General features: G+C 44.1%; 21 protein-coding genes. 7 read left to right on the top strand and 14 right to left on the bottom strand.

What is annotated here, in order from left to right; translation table 11 throughout:
* Positions 1–25: 25 nt before the first annotated feature.
* Complete coding sequence (locus tag RB622_RS16940) at positions 26–1,609, top strand: RagB/SusD family nutrient uptake outer membrane protein (protein WP_308047765.1); 1,584 nt, start codon at positions 26–28, stop codon at positions 1,607–1,609.
* A 307-nt stretch (positions 1,610–1,916) separates the two neighbouring features.
* Here the strand turns inward: RB622_RS16940 and RB622_RS16935 are convergent, their stop codons facing one another.
* From RB622_RS16935 to RB622_RS16880, 12 genes are all read right to left on the bottom strand, one after another.
* Complete coding sequence (locus RB622_RS16935; protein ID WP_308047764.1) at positions 1,917–3,731, bottom strand: DUF4838 domain-containing protein; 1,815 nt, start codon at positions 3,729–3,731, stop codon at positions 1,917–1,919.
* Complete coding sequence (locus RB622_RS16930) at positions 3,728–4,159, bottom strand: alpha-glucuronidase family glycosyl hydrolase (protein ID WP_308047763.1); 432 nt, start codon at positions 4,157–4,159, stop codon at positions 3,728–3,730. Before RB622_RS16930 ends, RB622_RS16935 begins: the two co-directional genes overlap by 4 nt.
* Positions 4,160–4,244: 85 nt before the next feature.
* Positions 4,245–6,485, bottom strand: coding sequence for a DUF4838 domain-containing protein (locus RB622_RS16925; protein ID WP_308047762.1), 2,241 nt, complete (start codon positions 6,483–6,485; stop codon positions 4,245–4,247).
* A 2-nt stretch (positions 6,486–6,487) separates the two neighbouring features.
* A complete protein-coding gene (locus RB622_RS16920) occupies positions 6,488–8,758 on the bottom strand; it encodes a DUF4838 domain-containing protein (RefSeq protein WP_308047761.1) in 2,271 nt (756 codons plus the stop codon).
* An 82-nt stretch (positions 8,759–8,840) separates the two neighbouring features.
* Positions 8,841–10,097 carry a hypothetical protein gene (locus RB622_RS16915; protein ID WP_308047760.1) on the bottom strand — a complete coding sequence of 419 codons (1,257 nt, stop codon included), beginning with the start codon at positions 10,095–10,097 and terminating at the stop codon, positions 8,841–8,843.
* Positions 10,098–10,105: 8 nt separating this feature from the next.
* Positions 10,106–11,398 (bottom strand): hypothetical protein, encoded by a 1,293-nt coding sequence (locus RB622_RS16910; protein WP_308047759.1) that lies wholly within the window; start codon positions 11,396–11,398, stop codon positions 10,106–10,108.
* A 319-nt stretch (positions 11,399–11,717) separates the two neighbouring features.
* Positions 11,718–13,250, bottom strand: a complete 1,533-nt coding sequence (locus RB622_RS16905; RefSeq protein WP_308047758.1) for a carboxypeptidase-like regulatory domain-containing protein — start codon at positions 13,248–13,250, stop codon at positions 11,718–11,720.
* 50 nt (positions 13,251–13,300) lie between these two features.
* Positions 13,301–13,537 carry a FecR domain-containing protein gene (locus RB622_RS16900; RefSeq protein ID WP_308047757.1) on the bottom strand — a complete coding sequence of 79 codons (237 nt, stop codon included), beginning with the start codon at positions 13,535–13,537 and terminating at the stop codon, positions 13,301–13,303.
* A 490-nt stretch (positions 13,538–14,027) separates the two neighbouring features.
* On the bottom strand, positions 14,028–15,254 hold the full coding sequence (locus tag RB622_RS16895) for a hypothetical protein (protein WP_308047756.1): 1,227 nt from the start codon (positions 15,252–15,254) through the stop codon (positions 14,028–14,030).
* On the bottom strand, positions 15,251–15,694 hold the full coding sequence (locus RB622_RS16890; protein ID WP_308047755.1) for a Rieske (2Fe-2S) protein: 444 nt from the start codon (positions 15,692–15,694) through the stop codon (positions 15,251–15,253). The genes RB622_RS16895 and RB622_RS16890 overlap by 4 nt, the downstream gene beginning before the upstream one ends.
* Before the next feature lie 2 nt (positions 15,695–15,696).
* Positions 15,697–16,893: a di-heme oxidoredictase family protein gene (locus RB622_RS16885; RefSeq protein WP_308047754.1), complete on the bottom strand. Its 1,197-nt coding sequence runs from the start codon at positions 16,891–16,893 to the stop codon at positions 15,697–15,699.
* A 145-nt stretch (positions 16,894–17,038) separates the two neighbouring features.
* The gene (locus RB622_RS16880) at positions 17,039–17,704 is read right to left on the bottom strand and encodes a metalloregulator ArsR/SmtB family transcription factor (protein WP_308047753.1); all 666 of its coding nucleotides are present in this window, start codon (positions 17,702–17,704) and stop codon (positions 17,039–17,041) included.
* A gap of 178 nt (positions 17,705–17,882) precedes the next feature.
* Here RB622_RS16880 and RB622_RS16875 point away from each other — a divergent pair, with 178 nt between their 5' ends.
* A complete protein-coding gene (locus RB622_RS16875) occupies positions 17,883–19,337 on the top strand; it encodes an MBL fold metallo-hydrolase (protein WP_308047752.1) in 1,455 nt (484 codons plus the stop codon).
* Between the two features lie 174 nt (positions 19,338–19,511).
* Here RB622_RS16875 and RB622_RS16870 read toward each other — a convergent pair whose 3' ends face one another.
* On the bottom strand, positions 19,512–20,354 hold the full coding sequence (locus RB622_RS16870) for a hypothetical protein (RefSeq protein ID WP_308047751.1): 843 nt from the start codon (positions 20,352–20,354) through the stop codon (positions 19,512–19,514).
* Positions 20,355–20,636: 282 nt separating this feature from the next.
* Between RB622_RS16870 and RB622_RS16865 the strand changes: the two genes are divergently transcribed.
* From RB622_RS16865 to RB622_RS16845, 5 genes are all read left to right on the top strand, one after another.
* The gene (locus tag RB622_RS16865) at positions 20,637–21,572 is read left to right on the top strand and encodes a hypothetical protein (protein ID WP_308047750.1); all 936 of its coding nucleotides are present in this window, start codon (positions 20,637–20,639) and stop codon (positions 21,570–21,572) included.
* Positions 21,573–21,721: 149 nt separating this feature from the next.
* Entirely contained in the window at positions 21,722–22,198 is a 477-nt protein-coding gene (locus RB622_RS16860; protein ID WP_308047804.1) for an RNA polymerase sigma factor, read from the top strand.
* Positions 22,182–23,528: a hypothetical protein gene (locus RB622_RS16855; protein WP_308047749.1), complete on the top strand. Its 1,347-nt coding sequence runs from the start codon at positions 22,182–22,184 to the stop codon at positions 23,526–23,528. The genes RB622_RS16860 and RB622_RS16855 overlap by 17 nt, the downstream gene beginning before the upstream one ends.
* 284 nt (positions 23,529–23,812) lie before the next feature.
* On the top strand, positions 23,813–24,388 hold the full coding sequence (locus RB622_RS16850; RefSeq protein ID WP_308047748.1) for a DUF417 family protein: 576 nt from the start codon (positions 23,813–23,815) through the stop codon (positions 24,386–24,388).
* A gap of 134 nt (positions 24,389–24,522) precedes the next feature.
* Positions 24,523–24,714 (top strand): hypothetical protein, encoded by a 192-nt coding sequence (locus RB622_RS16845; protein ID WP_308047747.1) that lies wholly within the window; start codon positions 24,523–24,525, stop codon positions 24,712–24,714.
* Between the two features lie 52 nt (positions 24,715–24,766).
* Here the strand turns inward: RB622_RS16845 and RB622_RS16840 are convergent, their stop codons facing one another.
* Complete coding sequence (locus RB622_RS16840) at positions 24,767–25,699, bottom strand: glycerophosphodiester phosphodiesterase family protein (protein WP_308047746.1); 933 nt, start codon at positions 25,697–25,699, stop codon at positions 24,767–24,769.
* Positions 25,700–25,707 lie beyond the last annotated feature (8 nt).

The raw sequence follows: 25,707 nt of genomic DNA, 5'->3' as shown, positions 1-25,707 counted from the left end.
ATCTTACAATTAATTCTTTGTCATCATGAAAAAGCATATACTCTTTCTGGCAACGCTGGGTTTTCTGGCAACCGGCTGTGATAATTCCCTGGACAATGTTCAAAATCAGACCAGCTATAACGATGATACCTATTTTACAACGGTGCCGACGATCGGTGAAGCGGTCACGGCGACTTATGGCCTGTTGCTTTACAAGGGACTTTATTCGCGGGATTTTTATTACCTGATGGACCTGACCGGCAATGAAGCGGAAGCAGATGCGCCGCTGCTGGGCGATGTGTTGCAGCTCCATGATTATAGTTACGCCTCCAATCACGCACAGATTAACGATCTTTGGTCAACCACTTATAAAATGACTTTGCGAGCCAATCTGGTCATTTCCAAAGCCGCGAAAGTCACACCCGTGTCGGATGCAGAGAAGACCAGGCTTCAACAATATGTCTCTGAAGCCTATTTTTTGAAGGCTTATGCGGAGTTTTTATTGGTGACGCTTTGGGGAAGAGTCCCGATTCGTAAGGATTATGAAGGGACAAGTGAGTTTTACCTGAGCAGATCTTCTGTGGAGGAGGTTTGGAAACAGATCGAATCAGATTTGAAAAACGCAGCGGATGGCCTGCCGGTTATTTACGCCAACAGCGCGACAGATCTTGGACGCGCCACCAAAGGCGCAGCGATTGCATTGCTTGGTAAATCCTATTTATACCAAAAGAAATACGCGGAAGCCGCGGCTCAGTTTGAACTGTTAACCAAGGCGCCGTTTACATACGATCTTGTTAAAAACCTCGATGAGCTTTTTACCAAGTCGCCGGTGAAAAATGCCGAAACCGTCTTTGACGTTCCGCATAAAGCCTGGGGCGGTTGGGGAGAAGGGAGTCCTTATTATATGTTTGGCTCGCAGGAAGGATCGGGAAGCGGTAAAAACACGCTGACCGGCCGTGCGATGGAGTATGGCTGGAACGATTGGCGAAATGTTTTCATATCAGACGCGTCTGTGAAAGCTTTTACCTACACCGATGAAGCGGGTGCCACTTTTGTAGACCCGCGTGCAAAAAACACTTTTTACGGAGACGCTGCCAGTGGAGGAGATGTCACCTTTTGCGATAACTGCACGGGAGGCGTTAAAACTTATCCGTTTGCAGAAAACGGAAACGGTTACCGTTGGAGAAAATACCAGCCATATGAATACAAGGAAAAAGCGGAGCTGCCACAGTCCGATATCAACTCGCAGATCATCCGTTACGCAGACGTACTTTTGATGCTGGCAGAATCCTACATCAATCTCGGGAAAACAGGTGACGCGCTGCCGTTGATCAACAAAGTAAGAAGCCGATCCGGTGCCTTCGTTTACACAGTGCTGGGCAGTAAAGAGGAGGCATTCAAAAAACTGATGCTTGAAAGACAACTGGAATTGGTAGGCGAGCAGGTTCGCTTTTTTGATCTCGTACGGTGGGGTATTGCTAAAAATACGCTCAATGCAGAGAAAAAAATCAAGTATCCAGCAGGAACGCAGTTATTTTTTCAGGACAAACACGTGCTTTTCCCTATTCCGTTAACAGAGAAAAATACAAACCCGACCGTAGCTAAGGATATTGTGAACGACTGGAATTAATTATAAAAGTCAAGTATGAAATGAGGGCGTTTTTAAAGGGCCATTAAAGTTGAATGTTAGTAATCGGTCCTCGGGTATTTACATGTAAATCTCGACGCCCTTTTTAAGTATTGTCAATGTTGCAGGAATGATAAAACTAAGGATTTTATCATTCCTACAACAATTGGAATCTTAAATATGGAGTTTTTAGACAATTTCGATAATGATTACATCGCTCTGATAATCATAAACGATTCGTCAAACGTGCTTAATCAGCAATATTAAAATTGAGTTTTGGCCAGAAATGTAGCATTACAAAGGTTATTCTCTAATTTCTTTCCGTAAAATAAAAACCCCATTTGTTGCCCAGTTGATCCACTTTTACCAGAATCGTGTTCGCTCCTTTTTTCACAGCAACGGTGATTACATCGTCATTGGGTTTTGCGGCTCTGAGTACCGGACGGCTTAGTTCCAGCTTCCCGTTGACCCACACTTTAACACCGTCATTGCTTCCCACACCAAATTGCATCTTTCTGGCAACAGGCGATTCAAATTTGCGGTACGCGTAGGACACGACATTTTTCTTCGGGTTAAACATTTTGGCAAGATCAATATAGCCCGACTCATTGCTGTTGTACCTTGTCCATTTTGTTTGAATGCTGTTTTTGCCTGTAAATACCGCCGTACTGTCAAAACCTTTTTCCGGAGCGTAAATGGTATCAAAACCTTTTCTGTTTTCATTGTCGAAAGGTCCTGTCAGCCACCAGTCTTTTATAAATCGGTCGGACGATTCCACACTTTTAATGAAATTTGGAATATTGCCGGGTTCAAGCTCTACCACACCCATACTGGTAATGCTGTTGGCAGCCAGAATTCGTTTGAACGCGGCCAGTGCCTCCGGCATTTGCTCCCTGCTCAGATAAGCGGTACCGCCGGTCGCGTAAAAGTACAGTCGTGTGTACAGTACGGGCAGATAAGCGAGCTCGACCCTTTTGTAAAGCGCAGTGTCTTTTTTTGCAATCGCTTTCGCCATACTGAAAAGTGAATCTGCTTTTTGAATGGTTTCTAATCCCAGATAATTCACATCTTCCGGGTCGGTCCAGATGCTGAAATAGGCGCTTTTCGGTTTCACCTGCTCGTGCATCATTTTAATGTATTCGCTCACATAAGGAGCGGCAGGTCCATAAACATTCTGGACAAATTCATCAATCAAAGCCTGTGCGTCCCTTTCCGGATTCCAAAGCAATTGTGAAAATATCCAGGCACGCAGCTCAGAAAATTCACCACCACCGTTGTCGGAAACGTTATTCCCTTCCGGGAAAAGCCCGATTGCCTTCCGATCCGCATAGAATTTTACATCATGTTTTAAAGTTTCGAAATTGGGAAACGGCAGCAAATATCTTTCAAAATTGGTGTAGTAGTCCCAAATTGTAACCTGGCTGGCTATTTTGCTCCACTGGTCCAGCCGTTCGACATATACTTTATGGTTATCACACTGGCCCAGCGGATGGGCGGAACAATAATCGTAATGACAGAGCCGGATGATAACATTTTTGGCCGGACGGATATTCTTTGGAGGTATTTCGGTATACGCGTATGCCAGTGTCTGCAATTTTACTTCCGGGTAAACCTTCGCAACCGAATCGGCAATCTGGTTAACGAAATGAATCAGTGTTCCCGAGTAGCTGCCTTCCTGATCGTCGATTTTTTTACAATTTGTACACTCGCAATGGCCTTCTCCGTCATTTTGGTCAACGGTATAAACGCTGGCCTCAGGATGCGTTTTGATCCACTCGAAAACGGTTGCGGTCGCGATTTTGACAACTTCCGGATTGGTCAGACAGAGCTGTCCCCCAGTATTGGTCTCCTTGATCAGCCGTTTGCCATCCACCTCACTAAAATACTCAGGATGGGTTTTTCCATATTTCTGAGGCGATACCAGGGCATAAAAAGTATGCACGAAAGGGTACGCGATGTTGCCTGATCCCAGCGAGTCTGGCATCAGATTACTGTTGATGCGATTGTGCAATGACCAATTTACATCATAAGCTTCGCGGTAAGATATCTGACGGGCTTCCATTACGGGTTTTTGCCGGTCTTCCATTTTGCCGAGCGCAATGCTTTTCTGTTCGGGAATCTTCACGACTTCACGCGTATACCAGCGGCATCCCAGATGTCACCCAGATAGCCAAGGACGCCATACAGCGTGCCCCGGGGCGCCCCGCCAGCGATGAGTAAATTCTTTCCGTCGGATCTGATAATGTATTCCTCTTTACCAAACGCTGCCGGTTTCAGATCATGCGTCAACGCATGCGGCGCGTTTTGGAAGCCAATGTATATCATTTTGTCATCAGCCTTGTTTTCGTTAACAATCGGAAGCAGACATCCGCTGATCTTTTGAAGATATTTTTGGAGTTCCCTCGCCGCATATTGCTCCGGCTTGGCTGCGTTTTTTGAAATAAATATCTTAAAATCGCTTTTACTATGGGACACCAGTTCTGTTTGGGACGAGCAGGCACAGAAAAAAAGTAAAACTGCTATGCCTAAAAGGGACAAATATTTCTTAATCATTTGATAAATAAAGTTGATAAGGTGAGCACTGAGCCGAAATGGCCTCCTTTTTTTCGCCTTAATGGTAATATGTCAACAGGTACGTTTAGTTTCTCTCGGTAAAGTAAAAGCCCCACTTGTTTCCAGTTTGATCTACTTTTATCAGTATCGTGTTGTCGCCTTTTTTCATTGGAACGCTGATCTCATCATCGTTGGGTAGGGCCGGACGCAACAACATGCGGTCGAGCACGAGTTTGCCGTTAATCCATACTTTAACCCCATCATTACTTCCTACACCAAATTTCATCGTTTTGGCTGCCGGAAGTGAAAGACCTCGGAATGCATAGGAAACGACATTTTTTTTCGGATTAAACAATTTCCTGAAATCAATATAACCCGAGGAATTGTCCCGGTAATGGTTCCATTTTACCTTCGAACCCTGCATTCCGTTGTAAGTCTGTGTCGTGTCAAATTGCTGTTCGGGAGGATAAATTGCGGCATAACCTTTTCGGTCTGTATTATCGAAAGGCCCAATCGTCCACCAGTCTGTAATAAACCTGTCGGGAGATTCGACGGTTTTGATAAAATTGGATAGGTTGCCTGGTTTCAATTCTACCACACCGATTCCTGTGATCCGGTTATCGGCCAAGATCCTTTTAAATTGGGCGAGTGCTGCCGGTACGTGCTCTTTTTCCAGGAAGGCGGTTCCTCCCGTGGAGTAAAAATAGAGGCGGGTATACAACACCGGCAAATAGGCTCTTTCAACGCGTTTTAATAAGGCAGGGTCCTTGACAGCGACTTCCCTGGCGCGCATGAACAGGCTATCGGCTTTTCGTATGGTGTGAAGATTGAGGTAATTAACGTCTTCCGGATCTTCCCAAATGCTGAAATGAGTACTGTCAGATTTTACCTGATCATGCATCATTTTAATGTATTGACTGATGTAAGGAGCGGCATTATTGTAAACGTTGGTAACGAATTCATCGATCAACGCTTGCCCGTCGCGCTCAGGATTCCACATGAGCTGCGAAAACACCCAGGCACGGAGCTCCGTAAACTCTCCGCCTCCGTTGTCCGGAACATTACTTCCCTCCGCGTAAAAAGCCTTCACATTGTGATCTGCGTAGAATTTTAGATCGTGCTTAACCGCTTCAAAATTGGGGAAGGGCAGGAGATACCTTTCAAAATTGGTATAGTAATCCCATATTCTGACACGTTTAGCAATTTTGGACCATTGAGAAAACCGCTCAATGTATTGCTTGTGATCATTACAGGTTCCCAGTGCATGCGCCGAACAATAATCGTAATGACACAGACGAATGGTCACATTGTCGGCGGGGCGTATTGTTTTGGGAGGAATCTCGGTATATGCGTACGCCAAGGTGAGCAGTTCCACCCTGGGATAGACCTTTGCTACGGTATCGGCGATCTGATTTACAAAATGGAGCAGTGAGCCGGAATGGCTTTCTTCGCGGTCATCAATCGCCTTGCAGTTTTTACATTGACAGTACCCGTCTCCGTCATTCTGATCTACGGTGTAGACATCGGCTTCGGGATGTGTTTTTATCCATTCAAAAACCTTTGCCGTTGCGATCTTTACGACTTCCAGATTCGTAAGGCAAAGTTGAGCGAAATTTTTCGCCCTGCTGCGTTTGCCATCTATCAACGCGAAGTATTCAGGATGTTTTTCGAAATAATCATCGGGGGAAACAAGGTCAAAAGCGGTATGAACCCAGGGATATACCACATAACCGCCTCCCAATGAGTCCGGAATAGACTTACTGTGGCTATGATTCAAGCGGTTATGTGTCACCCAGTTTAAATCGTTCGTTTCCCGGTAAGCCATTTCTCTTGCCTCGAACCTTGGTTGCTGGCGATCGTCAATCGGGCTTAGAAACACTGTTTTCTTTTTAGGAATTTTCACAACTTCACGTGTATACCACCTGCATCCAAGATGATCCGAGAGATAGGATATTACACCATACAACGTTCCCCGGGTATTGCCCCCGGCAATCAGCAAACGCCCGGAGTCAGCGCGTATGATGAATTCTTCTTTCCCGAAGCCGGCTATATCGAGACCTTTCAGTAACGATTGCGGCGCTTCCTTAAAACCAATGTAAACCAGTTTTTGTCCGGGTTCTTTATCATTTGTAATGGATAACCTGCATCCACTTATTTCGTCCAAATATTTTTGTAGTTCACGTGCTGCGTGATGCTCAGGTTTGGAAGCATTCCGGGATACAAATATTTTGTATTCGCTTTTGCCTCCTGCTATCAATTCGTTTTTGGAATTGGCAGTGGCAAAAGCAATACTGATTGCATAGCAAACAATTAAAAGGAGTCTCATGATTATCGGGTCTTTTGCGGCTGTCTTTCAGTAAAGTAAAAACCCCATTTGTTGCCAAGCTGATCCACTTTCACCAGCAGATCGTTGTCACCTGCCCTTACCGGCACATTGATCAGATCCTCATTTGGAACTGCTTTACGGGATACAGGACGGTCAAGTACCAGTTTCCCATTCAGCCACACACGTACGCCATCATTACTGCCTACGCCAAATTGTACGGTTTTCGCCTGATCGAAATGCAACTTCCGGTAGGCATAGGAAACAACGTTTTTTTTCTGACCAAACAGTTTTACAAAATCAATATAACCGGATGTGTGATCTGCGTGGTGGCTCCATTTCACCATTTCACCACCAGCACCGGAATAGGTTTTTGTGGAGTCAAAACCGTTTTCCGGACCATATACTGTCGTAAATCCTTTTCTTTCCGGACTTTCAAACGGTCCTGCCAGCCACCAGTCGTTTATGAACCGGTCCGACGATTCGACTCTTTCCAGGAATTTCGGAATGCTTCCCACTTCCGAAACTTCGGCCATGGTGGCAATGCCATTTTCGGCAATAATGCGCTTGTAATCCTGCACAATTGCATCCAGGTTATGACCAACATAGGCAGTTCCCCCGATCGATTTGAAATACAGTTTGGTAAATATGACAGGAAGGTATGCGCGCTCCACACGTTTGAACAGTGCCGTATCGTTTTTTGCTACGTTTTTAGCAAGGGCAAACAGGCTGTCTGCTTTTTGTATTGTTTTAAGGTTCAGGTAGTTGGTGTCTTCCGGGTTTGTCCATATGCTGAAATACGCACTTTTCGGTTTTACCTGTTCGTGCAGCAAGCTGATGTACTGGCTCATATAACCGGCCGCATCGCCATAGACATTGGTCACAAATTCATCGACGAGCGCCTGTCCGTCTTTTTCAGGATTCCACATCAATTGGGCAAACACCCAGGCCCGGAGTTCCGTAAATTCTCCATGTCCATCATTCGGAACATTATTGCCCTGCGCAAACAGTCCGATCACACCATGATCCGCATAAAATTTCACATCATTTTTCATCGTTTCAAAATTCGGATAGGGCATCAAATAGCTGGCAAACTGCGTGTAATAATCCCAGATCGTGATACGTTTGGCTATCTTTTTCCATTGTTCCAGGCGCTCGATATAAGGTTTGTGGTTATCGCATTGTCCCAGGGGATGGGCAGAGCAATAATCATAATGGCAAAGCCGTATGGTTACATTATCAGCAGGGCGTATCGTTTTCGGAGGCACTTCGGTGTAGCTGTAAGCCAGCGTCTGCAATTTTATTTCGGGATAAACCTTGCCAACCGTATCCGCAATCTGATTCACAAAATTTATCAGAGAACCCGATGGGCTGCCTTCTGCATCGTCTAGTTTTTTACAATGGACACACTCACAATTTCCTCCAAAATCGTTCTGGTCAACAGAGAAGACATTGGCCTTTGGGTTGTTTTTTATCCATTCAAAAACGGTCGCGGTAGCAATTTTTACGACATCCTTATTCGTAAGACACAATTGCGAACGGATTGCCTTCCGTTGTCCGCCGATTTCTGAAAAATACTCAGGATGTGTGGCAAAATACTTAGCTGGTGGAACGAGCAGCTCGAACGTGTGAACGAATGGATAAGTAATGTACGCGCCTCCGAGCGAATCGGGGATGGCGCGACTGTTGGTTTTATTATGTAAAGCCCATTCGGTGTTGTAGGCTTCGTGATAGTAGGGCTCGCGGTATTCAAAGCCGGGTTTTTGACGGTCTTCGATTTCAGTAAGTTTGATGGTAGCCTGCTTTGGAATTTTGATGACTTCCCGTGTGTACCAACGGCACGCCAGGTAATCTGTAAGGTAAGCGGAAACGCCATAAACCGTCCCTCGTGAGTTCCCGCCGGCGATCAGCAAATTTTTCCCGTCCGAACGAATGATGAATTCTTCGTTACCAAACGCCGCGGTATCCAGTTTTTCAAGCAGCCTTTCCGGCGCTTCTCTGAATCCTATGAAAACGAGTTTGGCATCATCGGTTTCCTTTTTATTGGTTATTTCCAATTTGCAGCCGGTAATTTCCTGTACATATTTTTGCAGCTCAATGGCGGCACTTTTTTCAGGTACCGTGGCCAAATTTGAAACAAAAATCTTATAGTCACTTTTTCCGTTGGAAACCAGTTCATTTCCGGAAGAACAGCCAAAAAGAACGGCTGCTGCTGCGAACAAAAACAGAAAGCAGGCACCACGGTAAATTACTGAGGTATTAAAAAAACACTTCATTTGCGGTCAGATTTAGGTTTTTTTTGTAATAAATAAAATAGGACTGTGGTTTTACTGACCTGAGCCAGGTCATTTCAACGGCTTAATTTAACGCAAACAGTTTTCCTTCTCCCGGCAAAAACGAGGTGGTGATCGTCCTTTTTTTTCTGTCAAAATCTGATCTGGACGGCTTGCCGTTTACCTTGGAAATTTCTTTCATTTTTTTTACCGATTCATTTGCCTGAAATGTGAATGTTTTTGGCAATTTGAAGGATTTGTTCACGATCATGAGATATTCTTTTCCGGTAGATTTGTCGGTCAACCGGCTGAAAATAACGTCCGCTTTCGGGTCCTGAATTTTCCAGGCAAAATCGACGGGCGGGTGGGAGGTTCCTATCCATAGACTGTCGCCGGTGTGGTAAACTTCCTGCGCATCCAGATTAATGAGTGTTTTTCCCAGCTGTTTCATCTCCAGGTTCATCTGACGGAATGGCTCATACATGTTCGTTTTCATGCCCACCGAATCAATCACGCTCTGCATCATGGTCACTTTGGTAGTCAGGTTATCCTGCGTGTAGTAGGTATACCAAACCGGGTTTTTGACGCCGTATGCCAGATTTGAATACACATTCATCCGGATTTCGTCTGTATTGGGGCGCCTCAGCTCTTCGATTCCGTTGAAGGCCATTCCAAAGGATTGCAGGCAGGATGATGTTTTGATTCCATATTTCAATCCCACACGGCGGATAATTTCAAGGTTATTGAAATAGGTTTTTTCGAGTTTTTGATTTCGTTTGTAAGGATAATTGTCATAAGCGAGATAGTTGAGATTTTCCTTGCCCGAGCCCTCTATGTATCGTTTCAAAAAACCATTCTCATAATTATTAACCGCCCAATCCGGCAGATGGTTGATGTACGAATCTTTCGACGGGTCGAGCGCTTTTACTTTTTTCTGCAATTCAATGGCGGACTGCAACCGTGCAGAATCTGGTTCATCCGTGATGTAGTAACCGCCAAGCGCAGGGTGATTTTTGAAATCGTTCACCATTTCCCGGATTTTGTCATCGCCCTGGTTTATGCGGCTATCGAAAGTATAGACCGTCAGGCCATATTTTTTTGCCATATCCAGTGTCTTCAGATTTCCTTCCTTATTGTGATCAACACCCGGCCCGATATTCAGGATGATATCCACCTGCGCATCTTTGATGACTTTATATTGTTCATCGTTCAGCAGCTTGGCGGGAGGCGGGCCGTAGATACTGATCAGAAATTTGTCCTTTGGATTCTGCGCCTTCACTGCCAGGCCGGAAAGGATCATCGCAGTGGAAATCCAGGCAATTGTATTCTTTTTGAATGTCATTTTCTTGTCTAATTTGGTGTGTCAGAATGATATGAAATTGATAACTTTGAGACGGCGTAAAGCCTTCCCTCTCCGGGTAGGAAATTTTCTGTAATCGTATGCTTTTTGCTGTCAAAGCGAGATTTGACGGGCTTGCCCGATTCTTTGGAAATTTCTTTTAATTTCTTAATCGAATCATCAAACGTTACAATGATTTGGCTTGGCTTTTTGAATGATCGGTTCACAATCATAAGATACATCTGGCCAGAGTTTTTGTCGGTAAAACGACTGATGATCGCCTCTGTTTTTTTGTCAGCAATTTGTGCGGGGAAGTTTACAGGCGGAAGTTTTGTACCGATCCAGAGGCTGTCGCCGGTATGGTAAACTTCCTGTGCGTCCAAATGAATAAGTGTTTTTCCAAGCTGTTTCATCTGCCCGTTGAGCGTTCTGAAAGATTCATACAGATCTGTTTTACCACCTGTCGAATCCACAATCGAAGTTGAAAAGGTGATGGTCGGGCCATGGTGGAGGGTGGACCAATAGGGGAACCAAACCGGGTTTTTGACACCATAGGCAAGATTTGAAAATACATTCATCCGCATCTCATCCGGGTTGGGTTTACGAAGCTCTTCCACCCCGCTGAAATACATGCCAAAAGATTGCAGACAGGAGGAGGTTTTAATTCCGTATTTCAGACCCGTCCTGCGGATTATTTCGAGGTTATTGAAATAAGTTTTTTCGAGTTTTTGTTTCCTTTTGTACGGATAATTGTCGTAGGCGAGATAGTTCAGATTTTCCTTTCCGGCATATTCAATGTAACGTTTCAGGAAATCGTTTTCATAGTTATTCACTGCCCAGTCGGGTAGGTGGTTGATGTACGCATCCTTTGCCGGATCCAGTTTTTTGACCTTCAGCATCGTTTCTACGGCTGATTGCAACCGGGCCGAATCGGGTTCGTCGGTGATGTAATATCCGGCAAGCGCAGGGTGGTTTTTGTAGTCGTTCACCATTGCCTTTCTTGCGTCATCCGTTTCATTGATTCGGGCGTCGTGTGGGTAAACTTTCAGGCCGTGTTTTTGCGCCATATCCAACATTTTAAGATTGCCTGCTTTGTCATTGCTGACACTCCCGCCAATATTAAAAATGATGTCTACGTTGCCTTCTTTCATCAATTTAAATTGTTCATCGTTGACGAATTCAGCAGGTGGCGGCGAATAAATACTGATCAGGAATTCGTCCTGCTTTTTTTGAGCGGAAACCTGAAAAGAGGTAATTGCGGCCAGGCCTGTAAGGAGCCAGGTAAATGGTTTTTGAAAAAACATGTCAGGAAAGGGAAATAACCGCGGCCGCAAAACTGCAGTGCGACGTATTGAGTACGCCGGAAGTTGTAACCGGCCTATGTTTTTTTTAAATTTTTTGTAACACGGATGGAGATCTGAGGCAAATCACCATCCGTGTTCAGGTAAATATTACCAGGGTTTACCGGTTCCCTGGATCAGCCGCATCTTCGCCCATTGATCGTCAACTTTTGAGTCCAGGCGTTGAATGGCGGCGTTTACATTGTCGATGTTGTAATTCTTTTCTTCGTCACCATATCCATAACGAACTGGTATTCCTTGAATTTGTTCACTTTCTCATAGGCTACAAACCAGGGATTGTCATAAATAGAACTGACGCTATACTGCTGTTTTTTTTGACAGCCCAGTAATCTTTCAGTGCATTGATGTCCACGTGTTGCGGAAGCAGGAAGAGAGATTCATAAGGATAATCACTTCCGATCTGTATCGGAGAATTATCGGAATGCGATTTTACCAGATGGACATCCGTTGAAACTTCGAAGTTCTTCGAGACTTTATAATTGGCCGCAAGGTTAAAGGCATTTTTAAAAAGCGCCATACCGGGCCTGTTACCGGTTCCCCGGGTGTCGGATATGGATAGCCGGTAACTGCCGCGATCGCTCACACCTTGTACGCTGACATCGGTAACGTAGTTGCTGCCCGTCTGGAAGTATTCCTTGTAATTATTTGGGTGAAATTTAAGCGGAGTCGCCACGCCGTTGGAATTCCACTGCGCTGCCGGCGTACCTTCTTCCGGTCCAAACCAGTATTGCGAAGCTGATTCGTCAAGCAATCCGTTTTTACCGGTTGTGAAACGGGTTTGCGTTGGAATGTATTTGTAAGGAACGGCAGCAGTGTAGCCCGCATTGAATGAAACACCGATGCCCTTTTTAGAACCTGTACCTTTTTTGGTTGTGATCAGAAGTACGCCGTTTCCTGCACGTGAACCGTAAAGGGCAGTAGCACTCGGACCTTTTAACACTGACACACTTTCAATATTGTGCGCATTTAGGTCGGAAACGATCTGTGCATTGTCGCCTACCGGAATACCGTCAATAACGATCAGGGGTGAGTCTTTGCCCGCCAGAGAGCTTTTCTCCCTCGAAATTCCGAGTGCCGTTACCACCACTTCTTTCAGCGCTTTCACATCGGCTTCCAAAGTCACATGGACAACAGACCGTCCACCAATTGCTACTTCCACCGGCACATAACCAACATACGAGAAAATAAGTGTTGCTTTTCCGTCGGGCAGCGAAAGTGTATAATTTCCAGCCACATTGGTGCTCGTGCCCTGCGTTGTTCCTTTAACGAGAATACTCACACCCGGGAGTGGTTCGTCCGTAGTTTTGTCGGCTACTGTACCACCTACGTTCAGCAGCGCCTCCTGTTTGCTTAGCGGTTTAACCTCAACCGAGCGCGGGCCGGTATTGTCTTTTGGGAAAATGAACTGACTGTTCGGTGTGAGTGGTCTCATCTGTTCAGTGATTTCGCTTTTGCGGGGAACGATCAGATAGACTTTCTCGCTGAGTTTTTCGTAATCGATATTGAGATTTTGAAGCAGACCTCCAAGCTTATCTTTCAACGAGACTGATTGCGTGCGGCCCACCGGTACTTTTTTGTCGGTAATCGTGCTCCGGTCGTAGGGAAAGGAGATTTTGTACCTGCCTTCAATTTCTTCCAAGATGCTTTTCAGCGATTTTAAATTCTGTCGCGCTGACTTATGTACTGCTGCCGGACTTTGCCGGTAGGCCAGTAATTGTCCGTGTGACGCAGAACTGGCCATCAGGAAAATACCTGCCGCGAACGTGGACTGCGTAATTAAAGTAAATTTTTTCATGTAAGTTATCGGGTTTAGGAATTCTGAAAGTGAGATTTAAGTGAAGTGAGTTAAGACTTTTCGTGGTCGTGAAACCGGTTGTGTATGATGATGTTTTTATTTACCCGTTTGATATCCAGGTCGTAGACTTTTGATAATGCCGTGAGCAGCACGTCTACGTTGTCTGACGGGAAGATTCCGTTAAAATGGTTTTCGGTACTGACATTTTTATCCACTTCCACTTCGTAGCCGTAGTTCTGTTCCAATAACCGCACTACGTCCTGAATGCTGGCGTCTTCAAGCAGCAACTGACCTTCTTTCCAGGAAGTGTATTGGGTTGTATTAACTTCTTTTTCGCAATCTGATGGGATTTTTCGGAGAATTCTACCTTCCAGGAAGATTTGTACCGTTATGGGAGTAAAATGACCAAAAATGGACCATTGCTCGATGATGTTGTTCAGGAGTTGTTTCTGGAGTTATAGCAAAGCAAAGAGCAGCTGGCTGATGTGATTTCTGTAAAAGGGTACCTTTTTCGTGCGCTGAAATTTAAACTTCTTCGGGAAATTAAAAGAGAAGGAAGACTGGCCCCACTTGCCGATGATTGGGAGGAACACGCTGTTTTTAGTCACGAAGCGATTTTGCTGGAAGAGCAAACAGAATTTGAGCTAAAACAAAGATTGACCGCCCATCTGGAAGGCCTGACGAAGCGTGAGCGGGAAGCGTTTTATCTGCGTTTCAATAGTCAGTTGCGTTATGACGAAGGATTTTGCATTTTAAGCACTACTCAATTTACATTAACTAAAAATAGGTCGAAAATCCCAGCTGGAAACCCGCAGTCCGTGCAGCCGGATTTCCTAACAAATCCCTGCGCCACTCGTAGCGGTAATTAGCCCTGATAACGGTTTGCTGCGAAGGCCTGAAACTGATCGAAGCTGTGGTAGCATACAGATGGTCTGCGATGTTGGCGTCAATTTCTTGAAATTTGCCTACATTATAATCCACATATTCTAGTCTTGTTGACAGGTTAATAACACTTTCCGACCAACCCAAGATTCTGCCTTTTATGATTGGCTGCACGATGTCCAAAAATCCACCTTGCTGCCGTTTTCCAAACTGCTGAGAAAATGTTTTTGGAACGTCCACGCTTGCCCAAACCCATTCACCGTTCAGAGACGTTTTAGTTGGAAGGGTTGTATTTATGTCCACAGCTATAAAATTCAGGTGTCTTCTTTTATCCAACACGATTCCATCGTCCTGGAATTTGTTGTAAACTCCATTCATCCAGGAAATGCCTACTTCTGCGACCTTCCGGTGCTTGACAGCCATTTTGACCGTTTTTAAAGGAACGCCATTAAAACTTTCTTCGAAGCGTTCACTGTTCGCTTTACTTGCCGGAAACCAGGTGCGGTTTTCTTTATTGTTGATTATTTTATCGTCAAAACCATTGCTTAAATAAGCCTCATAAGCCCATACCCAGTTCTTTCGTGCATATTTCCCAAACAAACCAAAGCCAACATTGCTCCATGTACTCGGTATGATGGTCGTTGACGATATCGGACGACTCACAAACTCCCATTTGGGTCCGTCATGGTTTTGATTGAAAGATCCGATCGGATTCATGATCACGCCACCGCGAAGGTTAAACAAAGGATTTAATTCAATATCGAGCGCGGCAAATTCTATATTGATTTCTTTACCGCCTTCTTCAAATTCAATTTCTGTCATAAACTTGATACGTTGCCGAATACTGGCCGACATAAACATGGTGAGCCTGGGTAACTGAAACGACAAGCCTTCACTTATCCCGTCCGTTGTGAAGTAGCTGCTGTTGGCTTCCAGATAACCTCCCAGGGCAACAGGTAGTTTTCCCATTTGTAAAAATGGTCGATTGTAAACCGCGTCCATATTCAGTTTAAGCTTTGTTGAATCCTGCTTGATCCGGGAAAAGAAAAAGCTGCTATCTGATTGAGCGTAAATGGTCTGCGAGGCTAAGAACAAAAAGAGGGTATATAAATATTTCTTCATGCCAGTTCAATGTATAGGGTGGTTTCGTTACTGCGGACATTGAATTTTCGAAGGTCTTCTTTCGCAGGGCCTTTGATGACTTTTCCCAAAGTGTCATATTCGCTGCCATGGGCGGAGCAGGAAAGCAGGTCGCCGTGAACGCTGACCTCATTGCCCTGGTGGCTGCATTTGAGCCATAAAGCAGTGTATTTGTCATTGCCGTTGTCATAGACAGCAACAGGGAATTTGAGATTATCTACATTGACCACCACAACCCGCCGTGGCAGTTTTTTACCTGATTTTTTTATTTCTACAAATGAGTCCTTGGGGAAAGAAATGGTCTTGTCTGTAACCGTTCCCTGCACGGAATATAAACTCGCACAGCCTGTGAGGGCCATTGAAATCCCTGCAAATCCCAGGCAAGAAACCCCGCAGGTTTGAATGAATTCTTTTCTGTTCATGGTTATAACGATTCGAGAAAAGTGATAAGTTTATTTTTGTCTGTTTCAGTCAGTTTTTCGAATTTATTGTTACTTGCCTGCCCTTCTCCCCCGTGCATCTGAATGGCCTGCCTGATACTGCGGGCCCTGCCATCGTGCATCAGGTAATATTGGCCTCCCTGAGAATCAGGAGAAAGGCCAAGCCCCCAGAGTGGAGGGGTCCTCCATTCAGCTGTTTTCGCGCTTCCTTCGGTATAGCCATCATCGAGTCCGCTACCCATGTCATGCAGTAACAGGTCCGTAAAAGGGTGAAAAGTTTTATTGGAAAGTGCGGAAACCGGCGAGGAGCCTGTTTTAAGATTTTCCCGGTGGCAACTCTGGCAACCTATATTGATAAACGTTTGCTTTCCCTGCTGTACAATGGGGTCGGTTTGGTTTCTTTGAATAGGCGCTTTCAGCGTTTCTAAATAGAACACAACGTTCTGAATGGTCAGGTTGGAAACCTCCGGATCGATCTCATGACCCTGATAAACATCGTACGGCGAAAAGGTAGAGCTGATACCTATATCCTGGCTGTACGCATTGACGGTTTGATGCAGCAGGTTGTATGCCGCTGCTTTCTTGCCAAAACGGTGAATGTATTTGCCGTTCTTTGGCATTGCATGCGCGTACGGCGTCACAAAATCGGGAAGCGTGCCATAGTTTGGGACTCCTGAGATTCCATCCCCATCCTTGTCGTCAGGGTCGGCCATGGCTAGTATGTCTTCATCAGATACAAGTTCAATGAAACCAAGTCCGGTATTGGCAGGCGGGGTGAATTTTGAAAAAGTTGCCCCATCTGGAATTGTTTCGGGCATAAAACCTGGCAATGCCCTATTTTGTAACTGTGGACCACCCATGTGTAAAAATTTGTTCCCCGTTTCATCCGTCTGACCAAAGCGTGTCAGGGTCGTAAAAGGAGTGCCCTTTCCATCCCCAGCATGACAGCCACCGCAGCTGGTGGCAACAAAGACAGATCCTAGGCCAGTCTCGCTGGTAAAGATCTCCGTATTAAATGCAGCATCTCCCGCCAAAAAACGTATTTTTTGATCGGAGGTAAGATCATTGACAGGTCCGTCCAAAATTTGATCTTCCTCCGGTGCTTTTGGAGAGATTTGATCGCAGGAAAAGAGGACTAAACCTGCGATCAAACATTTAAGGGATAGTAACCGGATGTTCATTTAGATTTTTCTTAATTATAATTTAGACAAGACTAAATATTTAGTAAAGGTAGTTTAAATATTAATTTAACCAAATATTAACAAAAAAAGCCGCCCCGATATGAGAGCAGCTGTTGATGTATTAGCCGTTAAAAGTCACGCGCAGTTAAATCAGGGCAGTAACGGGGAGGTTGCGTATTTTCCAATCTGGAAATCCTTCTTCCAGACGTCTGGAGGGAATGCCCCGCTGTGTCAGCATTTGTACGGCATCATCGGCAAATACGCAAAATGGTCCGCGGCAATAAACAACAGTTTCTTTCTCACCGGATAGTTCGGCCAATCTTTGCGCTAATTGATCAATCGGAATAGATCGGGCACCCGTAATATGTCCCGCGGCAAATTCCTTTTGTGGTCTTACATCCAGGATCATCACATTGCCCTGTTCTATTTTTTGGAGCAGTTCATCAATTGAAATACTCTCAAAACTCTCCCTTTCCTCCCTGAATTGTCTCAGGGTTCTGTCGATTTCGGCCAGGCGGTTAATGCCCAAATCGCGTAGGCTATGCCAGCTGCGCACGACTTCGTCACTGGCTACCCGGTAGTGGGCATAATGTCCTTGTTTATATACGGTTACCAAATTGGCACTTTTTAAAACCTGGAGATGCTGTGAAGTATTGGCGATACTGATGGAAAGCTGCCCGGCAATCTCCTCGACCGTGCGGCTTCCCTGGGCAAGCAAATCAATAATTTGCAGACGAAATGGATTCGACATCGCTTTGGTAAGTGCCGAAAGCTCGTTGTAGATCCTGGATTTGAATTCCTGTTTTTCCATACTTTAACCTAGATAATGTAACGAAGATAATCAACAAATTCAATCATTCAATAGATTTATTGAATAAATAAAAAACTAGTCTACCTTTGTCTTAATCTGTTGTAAATAAACATTACAGCATTATCCAATGGGCAATGCTGTGGTGTAACAGCTCTTTAACATAAATCAATAAACAGTGATGGAAAGACGGAATTTTGTTTTCAACCTCGCTGGTCTGGGCTTTGTATCGCTGGCCAGCAATTTGAATGTTATGGGAAAAATGCTTCAAAGTTCTGCTCATTATACTGTGGAGCAATTTGAAGACAAAGGATTGGCACATTTTTCCTATGCGGTGATGGCCGGTAAGAAAGTAATTATTATAGATCCGCAAAGAAATCCCGAAGTATACTACGACTTTGCAAAAAAGCATGGGGCCTCAATTGTCGGGATCATTGAAACCCATCCGCATGCTGATTTTGTCAGTTCGCATCTGGAAATCCATCAAAACCTGGATGTACCCATTTATGCCAGCAGTTTAACGAAATCCCAATATCCCTTAACCGCTTTCGACGAAGACCAGGTTATCAGGTTGACGGATAAAGTAGGGCTTAGGTCCCTTTACACCCCCGGACACGCCCCCGAGCACATTGCGGTGGTCTTATACGAGGAGGGGAAAGATAGAATTGTATTCAGTGGTGACTCGTTGTTTTTTGGCGACGTTGGGCGTCCCGATCTGCTGGACTATTCCAGCGAAAGTGACAAGCAAAGAAAAAAGCTGGCTGAAATGATGTACGATACCATTCATCAAAAGTTTGCCAAACTTGACGATGATGTGATTGTCTATCCTTCCCATGGGGCGGGTTCGCTCTGTGGAAAATCGATCCGGAAGGCAGTCACCTCGACAATTGGCTATGAGAAGCAAAATAATTATGCCTTTGAAAAACGGACAAAAGCAGAATTTGTCAGTGTATTGCTGAGTGATCAGCCGTTCATTCCCAAATATTTCGCACACGATGTGCAATTAAATAACCAAGGGGCACCGGCATTCAAGCCGAGTCTGTCAAAAATCAAACATTTGCCGAAAAATTATCAGCCAGAAAGCAAGGCATTGCTCATCGACGTCCGTGCTTCCCAGGCTTTTCAGGCATCCTATATCAAGGGAGCCATCAACATACCGGCAACGGGCTCCATGGAGACATGGCTGGGCAGCCTGGTGGCGCCGGAATCAAAATTTTATTTGATTGCCAGCGATGACGCGGGCTTGCAGACTGCTCTTAAAAAAATAGCTTCTATTGGTTATGAAGGTAATGTCCTGGCCGCATTCTTCTATGACGCCCCCAATGGGAATCAGCTGGCTGCATTTGATAAAAACAGGTTCCGTCCACAAGAGAACAAGTATACCTATCTTGACGTACGGACTGAAAAGGAGGTAAAGAATCAGCCTGTTTTTAAGAATACCGTGAACATTCCTTTGCAGGAATTGGAGAGCCGTTTATCGGAGATCCCCACATCCAAACCCGTGCTGGTTCACTGCGGATCCGGCTATCGCTCGGCAACGGCGGCAAGCATCCTGAAAAAACAACTTCCGTCTCTTCAGGTATATGATATGGGCGCAGCCGTTGTCCCGTTTATCGGTGCTGATACGGCCCATTAAATGATCAAATCCAGTTGCTAAAATGTGTATTCAAGCCCCTTGAATGCACATTTTTTTTGTTGGCATTGCAGCATTTGCATTAAACATGGAGACGGCAAGAAATTTCACTTTTATGTTTCAGAGCAATAATTATAATTGAAAAGTTGAAGCATATTAAAAACATGTTGAAGCAACTCAATATTCGAACTTGTAGACTTTCTTGGAAAACCAATCTTCTGGTGTAGCAGTTACGGTAACTTTGATTGGGTAGCCATTCGGCAAATATTCATAGTCGTAATGCAAAATGTATGGCTTGCCTTCGTTGGGGACTTCTTCTTTGGTAATATTATTGGGACTCAATGATTTGACTGAAAATCTTCCCTCCAGATCCATGCCTAATTTGAAAAATGGATTAGGGTGATTATCATAGGCATATTTTGTTGAGGGGTCTTTCTTGGCTTTGCTAAACGTTGTGCCATACGATTCCCGAATATTGTGACTTACGTCCCTTTCGTAAACCACCGCAGATCCCGCTGGTATGTCGGCACCTCGGTCGGATTGGAGAAGATAGCCGTTTTTATCAAAGCGATAAACGAAGGAATAGACGTTGCCGCCACTATAAAACTGATTACTGATTGAAACATAACGAACGGTATCCTGTTTTGACTCCCTAAAATTCAATGTATACGCGGGTCGTAGTGGTTGATTCACCATTCCTCCCGGCCACGATATTTCCGCGGCCTTTACCGCATACTGATCTGGCATTTTGCCGTTTCTGGTGATGAGCCCATTCACACACAACTGATGAGTTCCTGCGGGAGAATATCCCTTAAATTCGATTAGCTGATCCCCCTCATAAAAGTACGCTGCCACGATGGCGTCATTGAGATATACTTTTTTCAATTTCACATCAACATCGGAAACCCCAAAAGGAGCCTGATGTTTCTCGATCACTTCCGGATTTGCACCTGGCTCCGTATCGTTGCGATCGCAGGAAATGAAAAGAAGAAAGGAGAGAAGGTAGAGTAGATTTTTCATAGTAAGGTATGTGCAATTAATTTCACCAAGATATTAATATAAATTGATACATAAAAGGTTACATATTTAAATTTCGGTTTTGCGCTCAACTTGCTGCCAAGTATATAAGTAGCTGTCCAGATGTTAGGACGTATTATAACGTCGATCGAAAATTTACAATTATTTTATTGCTACATGCAACGGTTTTGTATATACCTGGTGTCAGTCATGTTGAGTAGAAAACTTGTGTTTTTAATATTACTTTTCCAGGAATACTGAAACGATTAAACCGACAAATAGCTCATGAAAATCATGTTACTGAATCTCCGCACCTATCTGTTCGCACTGCTGATATTTTCGCTTTCGTCTTGCAGCAAAGTAAAAGATGAACAGCCTGGACCAATCGAGCAGGTTCCGGATACTGTGGCCAGAATTTTGGCGGATGCCTACCCGAATGCGAAAGAAATTACCTTAAAGACGCTTGAAAAGGACAAAGAATGGGAAGCGAGGTTTTCAGATGGGGAACTGCAGTATTATGCTGTATTAAACCCATCCAAGATTCTGGCAGCGCACAAATTGATCAGCCCTACGGTGCCCGATTCTATTAAAAAATACTTTGAAATAATCCCTGTTCTGTCTCCTAACAAAGGCGTTCTGTCTGACTATAGGGAAATTATAAATACCAAGGCGAGCGATCGTAATTATACGGCGAAGTTCACAGTGGATCAGAAGGATTATCTGTTAAGGTTCAGAACTTATAATCAGCCTTCAGGTGACTACGACGTCACCGTGACAAACTACCATAAATTTAGTTATTACGATTTGGATGATAAAATATCCAGCTATCTTACAAGTAATAATTATGCCAATGTTATCGCCAAGATTATGGTTCTTGACGATAACAAAAAGCAGTACACTGCATGGACAAATCACGTCAATGGGGAAACAGGTGAAATGGTTTTTGATGACGCAGGACGATTAATCGTTTCTTTTAGAAGGGCTGAAGCCATTTCCCGTTTGACTGATCTTCCTGAAAGTATTCAAAAATTCACTAAAAACACCGGACTTTTACTTAGCGACCAGAATTACAAATTTGCAGAAAATAACATTTCAGGTTATCATATCTTTATGTTGGGTATCGTTGGGGTCAGGGGGTACCGCTATGCTTTGGATTTTGACCTGGATGGCAATGTCATCACATCCCAGCTCAACATATCAATAGTTCATGACAGGAAGTGAAAGTTGAAATACATGTCTGATTGCTTTGTTTTCCATTACCCCTGATCAATGAAGTTTTTTCGCGGCAAAAAGTACGGGACTCTGAATGAACTTGTCAAAGGCTTGAAGCCAGTGCGCAAACTGAGTTTTATAAAAAATATAAAGCAAAGCTGATAGGTGTTTGTATTCGTTATGCAAAAACACATGCAGAGGGCGAAGATATTTTTCAGGAAGCATTCATCAAGGTCTTCAAAAATATCGCTGAGGTTAGGGAAATAGAATCGATTGACAGTTGGGTCAAATCCGTTGTCATCCGTACAGCGATTAACTATTACAACAGAACCACACGGCAGCAGCTGCTTCACGTAGATTTGGATAATTCTGATACCAGTTTTCAGACGGAGGATTATGAATCTCTGATCGATCGAATGGACACAGCGGTTATTCTAAACATTATCGCGCAGTTACCGGATGGGTATAGAATGATTGTGAACCTGCATTTAATCGATGGATATACACACGCAGAGATTGCGGCGATGTTATCCATAGCGGATGGTACAGTGCGCTCTCAGTATCACAGAGCACGAAGTGTTTTAATGAAGAAGTTACAGGAAATTGGAATAAATCGTTATGAAATCCCGGGATAATGATATCGATAGCGCACTTAAAGCGGCGCTCAAACGAAAATTTGATGACTTTGAAGCGGAAGCAGGAAAAGCATCAGAAGAGATTATTTTGAATAGACAAAAGGTCCCTTACTGGCAGTCCGCCGGGCGTGGAAGTTTGTTAGCTGGCGGATTCATAGCTTTTTTGCTTTTAGGTTCCTTTTTGTATTTTTCCATTTTTAAAGTAAAAGAAAAAACTGCTGCGGACGCCTCCAGAGTAGCGTCTTTCAAGAATTTGACAAAATTGCAAAATGCTCCCACAGATCGTGATTCAAAAGAAAATGGCGTGGAGCCAGCTGTAAACGAAAATAAATTAATTCCGCTTCCGAATGACAGAAATACAGTCAAAACACTAAAAGGGGTTATTAAAGAAAAAAAGTCAGCGCTTTCGATTGGTCATATAACAAAGGTGCTTAAACCCATTGAAGTTGTTACTACTTATGAAAATAGTAAGGACAGTGTTTTACGATCGAATGAGTCAGATGCAAGGGGAACCGGGACTTTTGTGCGCATACCGGACGGAAATTTAAATTCGGTAAGTTTTGAGAAAGTAAACGACAATTTATCCTTTGGCAATAAGGCATTGGCGCTAGGATATGATCTGGAAATAATCGGTAAAAGGCCATACTTAGCTTACAATTTTGAACCAAAGCTGGGGATCAACGCTGATTTAAATACCGCTAAAAAGGAAAGCAATAAGGCTGACAAGAAGACCCGGGATGTTGGCTTTGTTGTCAATTTAATTTCCTTAAATACCGTCCAGGTACTGACAGTTAAAGCCTCGCCGGGCGTTGTTTATCAAAACATACGTGTCCCTTCTGAAATTTCCTTAGGCAGGCTCGGCTACAAATTGACAGGTGGTCTGACAAAAGGCGCCTTTCAGTTTCTTTTTAGCTATGGCCAAATGAATCAGTCATTTGGGTATGAAATTGCCTCTGATGAATTTGAACTTAGTAAGGGTTCGAAGGACTATGTTTTTGTCCCAAAAGGAATTCAGTACGAACAGAATAACAAACTCAAATTTGTCGGTCTTGGCATAAAACGGCATGGCGTTATAAAAAGTGCATCCGTTTTTCAGCATTACTTTGGAGATGTGGGTCTGGAGTTTTCGCGGGAATTACAAACAAATACAAATGTCTTGTGGGGGAATTTAGCCATTGGCAAAGAGTTTCGGCTAGGTGAAAATGCGCGGCTTAACGTTGGCCCTTATGTGGAATATAGCTTCACGAAAATGGTAAATCCGGATACCAAATTTCAAATTCAACCCTATCAAATTGGTCTTTCGATTGGACTTTCCTATTTGAAGAGATAGGTTAAGTTTCGTTTTGATCCGGGCCAACCCTGTCTATCTTTGTAATAACAACAGGAAAATGTTGGCAGTGAACTCCCCGTTCAAATCGCCGGTATAGTGGTGTTTGAATGATATTGAATCTGATCCGGAAAAATAATTGGCATTTCAGGGTGGGTAGAGATCCGTTGTATGGGCGTTTATCTATAACGTCGACTCCGATTTAGTAGTGAGGATTTTCGTAGCATATGCGGAGATTTTCGCGTGGGGATAATTTGGCTCAATAGTGAACAAAACAATAAAAGACAATGAATAGACTAATCACAATTTTAGCGAATAGCCAGTCATATTTTATCAACCTGACGCGATTATCAATATTTATAGTAATGGTCTGGATCGGCGGACTAAAAGTCTATCAATATGAGGCTGATGGTATCGTTCCATTTGTTGCCAACAGCCCGTTGATGTCCTTTTTTTACAGTAAAGAAGCGCCGGAATACAATGAATATAAAAATCCCGAAGGAAAAACAGTACAAAAGAACATAGACTGGCATAAGGAAAATAGAACCTACATTTTTTCCTATGGATTAGGGACGGTCATTGTGATCATCGGTACGCTGACACTGCTAGGTATTTGGTTTTCGAAGATTGGGCTCATCGGTGGCTTGCTGACATTTGGCATGTCATTGGTAACGCTAAGCTTTTTGATAACCACGCCGGAAGTTTATGTTCCCAATTTGGGAGGCGATTTCCCGACGCCGCGTTATGGATTTCCTTATTTATCAGGCGCGGGGCGATTGGTCATTAAAGACGTAATCATGATGGTCGCCGGATTAATTTGCGCCTCGGAAAATGCTAAACGGCTGCTTTCACGGAATCGCTAGCTGTGGCGTTTTCTGGCACGAAAGTAGTAGGAGAAATGTTGGAGAGATATAATACGTTCATATGAAAGCCTCGGGTTTAGTTGATGTAAACCCGTTGCAAAAAGGAAATGTTATATGCCTAAAAACCAGAAATCATGAGCAAGCCGAAATTTGAACAAGGAGCCTGGGTCAAGGTGAAAACAGGAACCCATGGAATGACAGTCGTTAAAAATGTCGTGGATGAAGCAACCTCTGAATTTGCCGGGGAGGTGCGGTGTAGATTTAACAACGCGGTTGGGGAGTCGGTCGAAGATACTTTCAGGGAGTCGGATCTTGTGGCGTTATAAAGAAGGTAAGAGAATGGAGATGGAATAGCGGAACTATTTCATCCCCATTTTCCTACTTTTTGCTAAAAAACTTTTGCTTGGGGCTGTCCTTTTTGATCAGATCCTGTATGGCCGTCGCAGCCTCAATGGGATAATCGGATTCAAGAATGGACGCACCGTCTTTTACGATAGCGATGTAAGCAGCTTTTCTCTCCTCAGCGGTTTTGGATTTGTCATAGGAAGAGGCAGCCGAGATCATGCACATCGCCCCTTTTTTATTCAGAAGGTCATACAATTCCTTATTATCCGGTTTGACCAATGGCCCTATGTATGCAATCAATTGTGGGAAAGGAACCTCGGCCTGCTCGTAGGCTTCAAACTCTTTTTTGGTTTTTATGAACGCAGAAAAAGTGCGGTCCTTGTTATCATCAAGATAAAACCGGGCTTCCGACGGACTGTGAACGGTGAGCATCACAAAGGCGTCGGCCTTATGTTTTCGTATCAAAGCAGCCGTCATGGCCAGCGGCACATCCTTGTGGTCAAGATTGATAATCGTTTTTCCCCGCGCCCATTCAATGACCTCCGACAGGGTAGGGATGCCATAATGGGTAACATTTCCCTCGGCATCTTTCAGCCGGAATTGTTTCAGCTCGGCAAAAGTATAATCGGATAATTTTCCTTTGCCCGTCGTGGTTCTGTCCAGTGTTGCATCATGCATCAGTACGATAACGCTGTCTTTCGTCAGCCGCGGATCAATTTCAAAAAAAGCGGGCGTATGCCGGAGTGTGTTTTCAAAGGTGGCTATGGAATTTTCCGGAAATCCTTTTACCATGCCGCCACGGTGACCGGCGATCAGCATAACATCATTGCCGGTATATTGAAAGAAAGCATGCATATCTTTTGCCGTTTTGAGCTTCAAAACATGCATTTTATCCTGAGCATTTGCGGAAATTGTTCCCGATAAGATCCCGAAGGTTAATGCGGCCCGAATAATTTTGTTCTTCATAAATAATT

Source organism: Dyadobacter sp. LHD-138, from assembly GCF_030929615.1.
Lineage (GTDB): Bacteria > Bacteroidota > Bacteroidia > Cytophagales > Spirosomataceae > Dyadobacter.
Note: the sequence above shows the minus strand (reverse complement) of the source record. Positions and strands in the feature narration are given on the sequence as shown.

Coding starts and splice junctions, on each gene's coding strand:
- RB622_RS16940 (WP_308047765.1), top strand. CDS start 26: ATGAAAAAGCATATACTCTTTCTGGCAACGCTGGGTTTTCTGGCAACC.
- RB622_RS16930 (WP_308047763.1), bottom strand. CDS start 4,159: ATGATTAAGAAATATTTGTCCCTTTTAGGCATAGCAGTTTTACTTTTT.
- RB622_RS16925 (WP_308047762.1), bottom strand. CDS start 6,485: ATGAGACTCCTTTTAATTGTTTGCTATGCAATCAGTATTGCTTTTGCC.
- RB622_RS16920 (WP_308047761.1), bottom strand. CDS start 8,758: ATGAAGTGTTTTTTTAATACCTCAGTAATTTACCGTGGTGCCTGCTTT.
- RB622_RS16915 (WP_308047760.1), bottom strand. CDS start 10,097: ATGACATTCAAAAAGAATACAATTGCCTGGATTTCCACTGCGATGATC.
- RB622_RS16910 (WP_308047759.1), bottom strand. CDS start 11,398: ATGTTTTTTCAAAAACCATTTACCTGGCTCCTTACAGGCCTGGCCGCA.
- RB622_RS16905 (WP_308047758.1), bottom strand. CDS start 13,250: ATGAAAAAATTTACTTTAATTACGCAGTCCACGTTCGCGGCAGGTATT.
- RB622_RS16895 (WP_308047756.1), bottom strand. CDS start 15,254: ATGAAGAAATATTTATATACCCTCTTTTTGTTCTTAGCCTCGCAGACC.
- RB622_RS16890 (WP_308047755.1), bottom strand. CDS start 15,694: ATGAACAGAAAAGAATTCATTCAAACCTGCGGGGTTTCTTGCCTGGGA.
- RB622_RS16885 (WP_308047754.1), bottom strand. CDS start 16,893: ATGAACATCCGGTTACTATCCCTTAAATGTTTGATCGCAGGTTTAGTC.
- RB622_RS16880 (WP_308047753.1), bottom strand. CDS start 17,704: ATGGAAAAACAGGAATTCAAATCCAGGATCTACAACGAGCTTTCGGCA.
- RB622_RS16875 (WP_308047752.1), top strand. CDS start 17,883: ATGGAAAGACGGAATTTTGTTTTCAACCTCGCTGGTCTGGGCTTTGTA.
- RB622_RS16870 (WP_308047751.1), bottom strand. CDS start 20,354: ATGAAAAATCTACTCTACCTTCTCTCCTTTCTTCTTTTCATTTCCTGC.
- RB622_RS16865 (WP_308047750.1), top strand. CDS start 20,637: ATGAAAATCATGTTACTGAATCTCCGCACCTATCTGTTCGCACTGCTG.
- RB622_RS16855 (WP_308047749.1), top strand. CDS start 22,182: ATGAAATCCCGGGATAATGATATCGATAGCGCACTTAAAGCGGCGCTC.
- RB622_RS16850 (WP_308047748.1), top strand. CDS start 23,813: ATGAATAGACTAATCACAATTTTAGCGAATAGCCAGTCATATTTTATC.
- RB622_RS16845 (WP_308047747.1), top strand. CDS start 24,523: ATGAGCAAGCCGAAATTTGAACAAGGAGCCTGGGTCAAGGTGAAAACA.
- RB622_RS16840 (WP_308047746.1), bottom strand. CDS start 25,699: ATGAAGAACAAAATTATTCGGGCCGCATTAACCTTCGGGATCTTATCG.